The organism is Rhodospirillaceae bacterium, from assembly GCA_018660465.1.
Classification (GTDB): domain Bacteria; phylum Pseudomonadota; class Alphaproteobacteria; order Rhodospirillales; family JABJKH01; genus JABJKH01.
In genome coordinates, this window is sequence record JABJKH010000025.1 from 19,696 (window position 1) to 27,440 (window position 7,745).

8 protein-coding genes are annotated in these 7,745 nt (G+C 50.5%); 6 read left to right on the plus strand and 2 right to left on the minus strand.

The window, feature by feature from the left end:
- Positions 1 to 132: 132 nt before the first annotated feature.
- The 5 genes from HOM51_04865 to HOM51_04885 all read left to right on the plus strand — a co-directional run bounded on the left by HOM51_04865 (position 133) and on the right by HOM51_04885 (position 5,109).
- On the plus strand, positions 133 to 1,134 hold the full coding sequence (locus HOM51_04865) for a Ppx/GppA family phosphatase (GenBank protein MBT5033831.1): 1,002 nt from the start codon (positions 133 to 135) through the stop codon (positions 1,132 to 1,134).
- Positions 1,131 to 1,844 (plus strand): RlmE family RNA methyltransferase, encoded by a 714-nt coding sequence (locus HOM51_04870; protein MBT5033832.1) that lies wholly within the window; start codon positions 1,131 to 1,133, stop codon positions 1,842 to 1,844. The genes HOM51_04865 and HOM51_04870 overlap by 4 nt, the downstream gene beginning before the upstream one ends.
- Before the next feature lie 76 nt (positions 1,845 to 1,920).
- Positions 1,921 to 3,396: an IMP dehydrogenase gene (guaB, locus tag HOM51_04875; protein MBT5033833.1), complete on the plus strand. Its 1,476-nt coding sequence runs from the start codon at positions 1,921 to 1,923 to the stop codon at positions 3,394 to 3,396.
- A gap of 5 nt (positions 3,397 to 3,401) precedes the next feature.
- Entirely contained in the window at positions 3,402 to 4,691 is a 1,290-nt protein-coding gene (locus HOM51_04880; protein MBT5033834.1) for an RsmB/NOP family class I SAM-dependent RNA methyltransferase, read from the plus strand.
- Between the two features lie 76 nt (positions 4,692 to 4,767).
- Entirely contained in the window at positions 4,768 to 5,109 is a 342-nt protein-coding gene (locus HOM51_04885) for a PilZ domain-containing protein (protein ID MBT5033835.1), read from the plus strand.
- Positions 5,110 to 5,147: 38 nt separating this feature from the next.
- Here the strand turns inward: HOM51_04885 and HOM51_04890 are convergent, their stop codons facing one another.
- Positions 5,148 to 5,489, minus strand: coding sequence for a hypothetical protein (locus tag HOM51_04890; protein MBT5033836.1), 342 nt, complete (start codon positions 5,487 to 5,489; stop codon positions 5,148 to 5,150).
- Positions 5,490 to 6,119: 630 nt separating this feature from the next.
- Positions 6,120 to 6,557: a hypothetical protein gene (locus tag HOM51_04895; protein ID MBT5033837.1), complete on the minus strand. Its 438-nt coding sequence runs from the start codon at positions 6,555 to 6,557 to the stop codon at positions 6,120 to 6,122.
- Positions 6,558 to 6,720: 163 nt separating this feature from the next.
- On the opposite strand from HOM51_04895, the gene HOM51_04900 reads away from it, so the two are divergent.
- The gene (locus tag HOM51_04900; GenBank protein ID MBT5033838.1) at positions 6,721 to 7,614 is read left to right on the plus strand and encodes a DMT family transporter; all 894 of its coding nucleotides are present in this window, start codon (positions 6,721 to 6,723) and stop codon (positions 7,612 to 7,614) included.
- Positions 7,615 to 7,745: the final 131 nt, after the last annotated feature.

The window sequence follows — 7,745 nt, forward strand, 5'->3', positions numbered from 1 at the left end:
GAGCATGAATATATTGAAACTTCATGCCTCTTACGACACATTCATGTGAAATTTGTTCAGTTTTCCTTGCACACGCCCCTCAAGAAACGCCAGTATTCAACAAATATAATATGTGAGGATAGGGGAAAGAACGTGCGGCACGCGGCGTCGAGACAATCAAACAACCGCCACGGCCCCCAAGCGCCCGCATATGCTGCGTTGGATCTCGGAACTCATAACTGCCGATTGCTTGTTGCAAGGCCAAATGGCGCAGGATTTCGCGTGGTCGATTCGTTTTCCCGAATTGTCCGATTAGGCGAAGGCCTGACCGCATCGGGAAACTTGGGAGGCAACGCCATAGACAGGACCATCGGTGCCTTAAGAGTCTGCGCCGACAAAATTACTGCCAACGGAGTTATCGAGACTCGTAACGTTGCAACAGAAGCCTGCCGACAAGCGGGCAATGGCGATGAGTTCTTGCAAAAGGTTAAAGCCGAAACGGGGCTGACCCTTGAAACCATTTCATCGGATGAAGAGGCGCGGCTGACCCTCGAAGGCTGTTACAGCCTGCTTGATTCTAAAATTCCCTATGCCGTGGTCTTCGACATCGGCGGTGGCAGCACGGAACTCATGTGGGTTAAACAAGACCCACAAGGTGGCACAACGATGATCGATGCCATATCTGTGCCTTCTGGGGTAGTTTCACTCGCTGAACAGTTTGGTTCCGGCGCTATTGGACAGTCGGCCTTTGCCGAAATCGGCTCTCACTTCGCCGACGAACTGAACGCCTTCGATGAGCGTCATGATATCTCGCGCGAGATTAAAAATGGCAACGTGCAAATGCTGGGGACGTCGGGAACCGTAACGACCCTTGGGGCCGTTCATCTTGATCTGCCACGCTATGATCGTTCGAAGGTTGACGGGCTCAACCTTGGGTGCGAGAACATCGCCAGCATCAGCACCCGCTTGGCCGATATGGATTGCGCGGACCGTGCCAAACATCCGTGTATTGGACGGGAACGTGCTGATCTTGTGGTCATGGGATGTGCTGTTCTAAGCGCTATATGCAAGCGCTGGCCGGTGGGAAATATCAAAGTCGCCGACCGCGGTATCCGCGAAGGCCTCTTGAATCGTATGATCAATCAGGACACATGAACCAAAAAGGCAAATCCAAAGGTGGCAAAGTTCGGGGATCTGACAGCCGCGGCATTACCACACGGGTTAAATCTGCAAAAGGCCGGAAAACGTCTTCCACCAATTGGCTAAAACGCCAGCTCAATGACCCTTATGTCCAGGAAGCACAGCGCCTTGGCTATCGCTCTCGTGCTGCTTTTAAGCTTCTGGAGTTAGACGACCGCTTTCATTTCCTAAGCCGCGGTAAGCGAATTCTCGATCTCGGCGCGGCCCCTGGCGGCTGGAGCCAAGTCGCCGTCGCCCGAGCTAAGTCAGAAACAAGCTCCGGATGTGTGGTCTCGTTGGATATTTCTGAGATGGATGATGTCCCCGGTGCCACTGTCCTCCAAGGTGACTTTATGGATGAGGGGGCCCCAGCGCTTTTGATCGAAGCCCTGAACGGTCCCGCAGACGTGGTCATGAGCGATATGGCCGCCCCATCCACCGGACATACCAAGACTGATCATGTGCGAATTATGGATCTGTGTGAGACTGCCTTGGCATTTTCCTATGAAGTCCTTGCCCCGAAAGGCGTGTTTATCGCCAAGGTCCTGCAAGGCGGCACGGAGCACAAACTACTGGCTGAAATGAAACGACGATTCGCCAAAGTTCTACATGCCAAACCCCCGTCTAGCCGAAAAGATTCGGCGGAGATGTATGTCGTGGCGATAGGGTTTAAGGGAAATCCTTAGAAGCTCTATAAATCCGCCTTGGCATTAGTCCGGGGATGTGTATGATCCGGCGTCAACTCAGGAACTAGGAGGTGACATGAATATCACCGAGGCGCTTACCTTTGACGATGTCCTCTTGGTTCCTGCCGAATCAAGCGTTCTTCCAGCCCAAACTTCCACTTCTACCCGCTTAACCCGCACAATTACGCTGGGCATTCCCCTGCTGTCCGCTGCCATGGATACGGTGACGGAGAATCGATTGGCAATCGCCATGGCCCAAGCTGGCGGCATCGGCGTAATTCATAAAAATTTCACGCCTGCGGAGCAGGCTGACGAAGTCCGCAAGGTTAAACGCTTTGAATCTGGCATGGTGGTTGATCCAATCACCATTCATCCCGAAGCCAAACTGGCTGATGCGCTACAAATTAAGAAGACCCACAACATTTCCGGCATCCCAGTGGTAGAAAACGGGTCTGGCAAGTTGGTTGGGATCCTGACCAACCGAGACGTCCGATTTGCAGAAAACCCTGGCCAACCCGTAAGCGAACTGATGACCCCGCACACTGCTGACAAGCCCTTGGTTACGGTTCGCGAAGGCGTTGATTTGGATGAAGCCAAGCACCTGTTGCACCAGCACCGCATTGAAAAGCTAATTGTCGTTGACGACGATGAACGCTGCACCGGCCTGATCACGGTCAAAGATATGGAAAAAGCGGAAGACTTCCCCGATGCCTGTAAGGATGAACAGGGCAGACTTCGCGTCGCCGCAGCCACCGGCGTTGGTGATGCTGGGCTCGAACGTTCTCAGGCATTATTAGATGCGGAAGTTGATGTGATTGTTGTCGATACGGCGCACGGCCATTCAGCCGGCGTCATGAAGGCTGTCGATGCGATTAAAAAAATTAGCAACCATGCTCAGGTTATCGCCGGCAACATTGCGACCCCAGACGCTGCCAAGGCCTTGATCGATGCAGGTGCTGATTGCGTTAAGGTGGGAATTGGCCCTGGCACGATCTGTACCACACGCATGGTCGCAGGTGTCGGCATGCCGCAGTTGTCTGCCATCATGGAAGTTGCTGAAGTTTGCCGTAAACTTGATACACCTGTCATCGCGGACGGCGGCATCAAGTTCTCCGGTGACATCGCGAAGGCCATCGCCGCCGGTGCCGACTGCACCATGATCGGCTCACTGTTGGCTGGGACTGAAGAAAGCCCAGGCGAGGTTTATCTTTACCAAGGACGGTCGTACAAAGCGTATCGGGGCATGGGGTCGTTGGGCGCCATGGCCAGGGGTTCTGCGGACCGTTATTTCCAGGAAGAAGTCTCCGATAATCTCAAATACGTCCCCGAAGGCGTTGAAGGCCAAGTTCCTTACAAGGGGCCTGCAACCAATGTCGTCCATCAATTGGTTGGCGGCTTGCGTGCGGCTATGGGCTACACGGGGAATGCGACCGTTGAAGCAATGCAGAATAACTGCCAGTTCCGCAAAATCACTTCGGCAGGCTTGAGCGAAAGTCACGTTCACGACATCACCATCACCCGTGAGCCGCCCAATTACCGGGTCGGGTCCTAACGTTTATGACTCCGGGTGCCCGCGTCGCTGCCACCATCGAACTTTTGGACCTTCTTGATAAGACTCGAGAAGCGACCAGCGTCGTCATTAATGCGTATTTCCGCCAGCGGCGATACGCGGGTTCGAAAGACCGTCGTGCCATTTCGGATCGCACGTATGAAGTTTTAAGGCATCGCGCACGGTTGGAATGGTGGGTCGGGAATGCGGGCCTAAAACTTTCCTCTCGCGCGCGGCTGATTGCTGATCTCTGCGCGGATGAGGAGGCAGAGGTCGAAGCACTATTTTCAGGAGAGGGGCATTCCCCCGCTGTTCTGAATGAGGCCGAACAAGCGCTCGCGGCGAAGGATATCTCCCTCACCTCACCCAACATGCCAGCAGATATTGCCCTAGAAGTCCCGCCGTGGCTTTCGGCAGATCTTAGGGCATCGCTTGGGGATGAAGCTGCAAACGAGTTGGAGGCGCTCAATCAGCCGGCACCCGTCGATTTAAGAATTAATACATTGAAAGCCGACAGGGCCACGGTCCAAGAAACCTTGTCGAAGCAAGGCCTTGAAGCCATCCCAACCCCCTATTCGCCCTTGGGGTTGAGGTTGCCTGTCCCGACAGGGCTTCAAAACACAGACGCTTTTAAAAAGGGTGATTTTGAAATCCAAGACGAAGGCTCACAAATTGCCAGCCTGCTCTGCGATGCCCAGCCTGGTATGGCAGTCGCTGATGTTTGTGCAGGGGCCGGTGGTAAGGCGCTCGCGCTCGCGGCCACGATGAACGGTCAAGGCCTTGTCGATGCCTGCGATGTTTCCGCTAAGCGACTCTCACAGATGGGGGCACGATTGACCCGGTCCGGGGCTGAGATCGTTCGTTCCCATGTATTGGGACAGGAAGGCGAAGACTGGTTTGCCGAACATCAAAGTGGCTATGACCGAGTTCTGGTCGATGCGCCCTGCAGTGGCTCAGGCACGTGGCGGCGGGACCCGCTGGCCAAGTGGCGGCTGCGCCCAAAAGATTTGGAAGCTTACGTAACCCAACAAACAGAAATCCTGCGCCAAGCGGCTGTGTTGGTGAAATCTGGCGGGCGGTTGATTTATGTGACCTGTTCCCTGCTGGCGAGCGAAGGCGAGAACCAGATTGAGAGCTTCTTGGCCGCGACTCCTGGTTTTAAAGTCATAAGTGCCGAACAATCCTGGCCCAAAATTTCATCGATGCCCTTTCCGGGCCCCGGCCCTTATTTACGACTTAGCCCCGCTAAAACTGAAACCGATGGCTTTTTCATCGCGATTTTAGAATTTAACGCCTAAATCAAACCTTTACTGAATCTTTGGATTTAACCGTCTATGCTGTCCTTTCACAGAAACTAGGACAGGATAGAACGTCGTGTCTGTATCACCGGTTCAAAATAACCTCCGCCGCTATCCGCGCTATGCGGATAATCGCAAAGTTCGTGTAAAAGGCGGAGCCGATGGTTCTGTCTGGGAGCAAGAAGGCTCCCTGGACGATATCTCAGGGAGTGGTGCCTCCGTCCGCATCGACATCCCCATGCACAACAACGCCTTTGTCGACATGCACGTCCAAGGTGTTGGTCCCGTCAAAGGCAACGTCGTCCGCGCCTACGACGGCGGTGCCGCGGTAGAATTCGAAATGGCAGAATCAAAAAAGGAACAATTGGCCAATTCCCTGGCTGCCTTTAATAAAAATGTTCGACGGGGTGGGTATTAATCGTCCGCCATTCCATTGGGCTTTGGTCGGCTTTTGCTTCAAACAATATCTGGAAACAAAACAGCGGAAATCAGAAGAATTGTTTTTAGGGATTCTGCCGCAACGACTATCTTGGCCAACACCGCCCAAGCTGGATCGCCCTGGTATTTATTAGCTGACCTCCAAATGCCTACGAAAATCCAGGCAAGATAAACGAACAGAAAACCGAGCGCGAATAGGAATATTGAAGCCGTATGATCGTCCGGTACATCCGTTAAGGCCAACAATGCTCCAAAAATTGGCAGTCCAAATAGAAGACCACCACCCACGCCAAACAGCCAAAATGTTTTCCACAAGGCCAATTCGCCCCGCCATACCCGTATGATCGTTATAGGCCCCATTTTCGTAATTTTCCCAGTGCTGCAAGTCTAATTGAACCTCGAGAACCAGCCCATCTAGTAAGCGCAGAAATGAGGTCATTGTTGGGCGATGATAAATATGCCACCCCCTTGCCCCCCACCCCATGCCGCCACAATGCCTAAGTTCCGAGGAGCGCCCGTTTGGGGCTGAGATGGCGATTTCTGGACCCTTCGAACCTGATCCGTTTTATAACTTCCCTTTAAAATCAACGGCCTGCATTACTTTTAAGCGCTATTATGGTCATTATAGATCAATAGGTTACAGAGAAAGTGGTGCATGAATAGGAAGGATGAGAGACAAATTTTGTTTCGATTATTTCCAGCGAAATGTTAAACCTTCCCATTGGAATTCCTTAAATAGAGCTGGTTTCTTTTTATTCTCAATTTTAATCATTGCAGACCTTGAATGTCCGCTTCGCCCACCAAATGCGGACGTTATTGGGTAATGTGTGAAATGTCGCTTCCTGGCCATAAGCGGAAGTTCTCGCGACCAAGAGACGTAGACATCATTGATAGCATCTCCGCACCAGAAAGGCAGCCAATGCCCCGCTCAACGTGACTAAATCCATGATATTGATCAAATAAGTGCATTCCTATCCGCGAAAACCTAATCTATTTATTTCTCACGAAAGCACAGACGGACTTTAAGACGGTTTCGTCCATTGATTTTGGGGGTGGGCTTACCCATTCGTGAGAAGGGTCTTTAAGTACGGAGTCTTTACCATTTGTTGGATTTTTGTACCATGTCCAACCCAATCGATTGTTCGGGGCTCCCTTGCCCATCGGTTCTTTGTAAAACAGCCAACTCAACCCCTTAATCCTAAATGATTTACAATCACCTTGGTTGTGAATGTTGGCCGACATGTCGCCCAAACGTGAAGGTTTTTTATAATTAATCATTTGCCAAAAATAGACATACCCACCGTTTTGTCGGATGCTTTTAAATTCAACATAAGAGGTTCCGTTCTCCTTTTCAGTGATCTTTTTCCATTTCCCCCACGCAGGATTCTCACCCATTAAGGTTAGAAACAAAACAGGGATAATTAGCAATCTTCGCATTTAGAAATCCCAGATAGATTGTGGAAAGAGGGTTAGTACAACAAGCGGTTATGTGAAGGGTTGATAGACTTAGTATCTTCTGAATTGTTAGACTTTGCCAAAAATATCCACCAACACGTCTTGATTTGCTCCGTCGCCTTGGAATTTTAACAATATGCCCAAAGTCTCAAAGAGTTTTCGCGCCTTTTGTTTGATGAGCCTTTCTGTTGGAATTCTTGCGTGTCTAGATGCCATCGTGAAAATTATTAATGCACAGGGCATGCATCCATTTGAGATTGTCTTTTTTCGCAATGTATTCGGTTTAATTGCTTTATTGCCATTTTTTATACGCGTTGGCTTTAAAGAATTAAAAACGCAAAGACCGATGTATCACATCTGCCGTGGAAGTATGCACGCAGCCGCAATGATGACGTGGTTTTGGGCAATAACGGTCATGCCACTAGCCGATGCAACGGCACTTAGTTTTATTATGCCAATATTTGCCTCTATTGGAGCCATTTTATTTTTGAATGAGCGATCAATACTTATGCGTTGGGTCTCCATCGGTATTGGTTTGCTTGGCATGCTTCTAATCCTGCGCCCAGGATTTAAAGAAATTGATTTCGGCACTTGGGTGGTTCTTTGCGGCGCAATTTTCACGGCTATATCCAAGCTTATGACAAAATCTCTCACACGTTCAGAACGTCCACCAACTATTGTTGCTTACATGAGTCTTACTCTCACCTTTATTTCATTTGTACCGGCTGTTTTTGTATGGACGTGGCCCACATCAGAAATTTGGTTTTGGCTAATTACTGCTGGTTCTATTGGAAGTCTTGCGCACATCATCCAAGCCCAGTCCTTCAAAGAAGGCGATGTTACACTTGTAGAACCAGCAGGATTTTTACGTTTAATTTGGGCCGCAGCAGTTGGTTATATTATCTTTGGGGAGGTCCCTCAGATATGGAGTTGGATTGGTGCCGCTGTTATTATGATTGGCATTATCTTGCTTCTGAGAAGTGAAACTAAAAATGAAATATCTGCCTCCAAGGCACCAGATGCTAGGTAATCTAAGTTTTTCTATAGCTATCTATTTTACCCATCTAATTTTCTGGGCACCGTTCTCGTTGGTGGGTGATGGGAGTGGAGGAAGCTCGGTATCGTAATGGGTTGCGATGGTGCATATGTCCCCTTAGGGTC

What these genes read in the sequence shown, in the direction of transcription:
- HOM51_04870 (MBT5033832.1), top strand. Translation starts at nt 1,131, where the DNA reads ATGAACCAAAAAGGCAAATCCAAAGGTGGCAAAGTTCGGGGATCTGAC.
- guaB (MBT5033833.1), top strand. Translation starts at nt 1,921, where the DNA reads ATGAATATCACCGAGGCGCTTACCTTTGACGATGTCCTCTTGGTTCCT.
- HOM51_04880 (MBT5033834.1), top strand. Translation starts at nt 3,402, where the DNA reads ATGACTCCGGGTGCCCGCGTCGCTGCCACCATCGAACTTTTGGACCTT.
- HOM51_04890 (MBT5033836.1), bottom strand. Translation starts at nt 5,489, where the DNA reads ATGGGGCCTATAACGATCATACGGGTATGGCGGGGCGAATTGGCCTTG.
- HOM51_04900 (MBT5033838.1), top strand. Translation starts at nt 6,721, where the DNA reads ATGCCCAAAGTCTCAAAGAGTTTTCGCGCCTTTTGTTTGATGAGCCTT.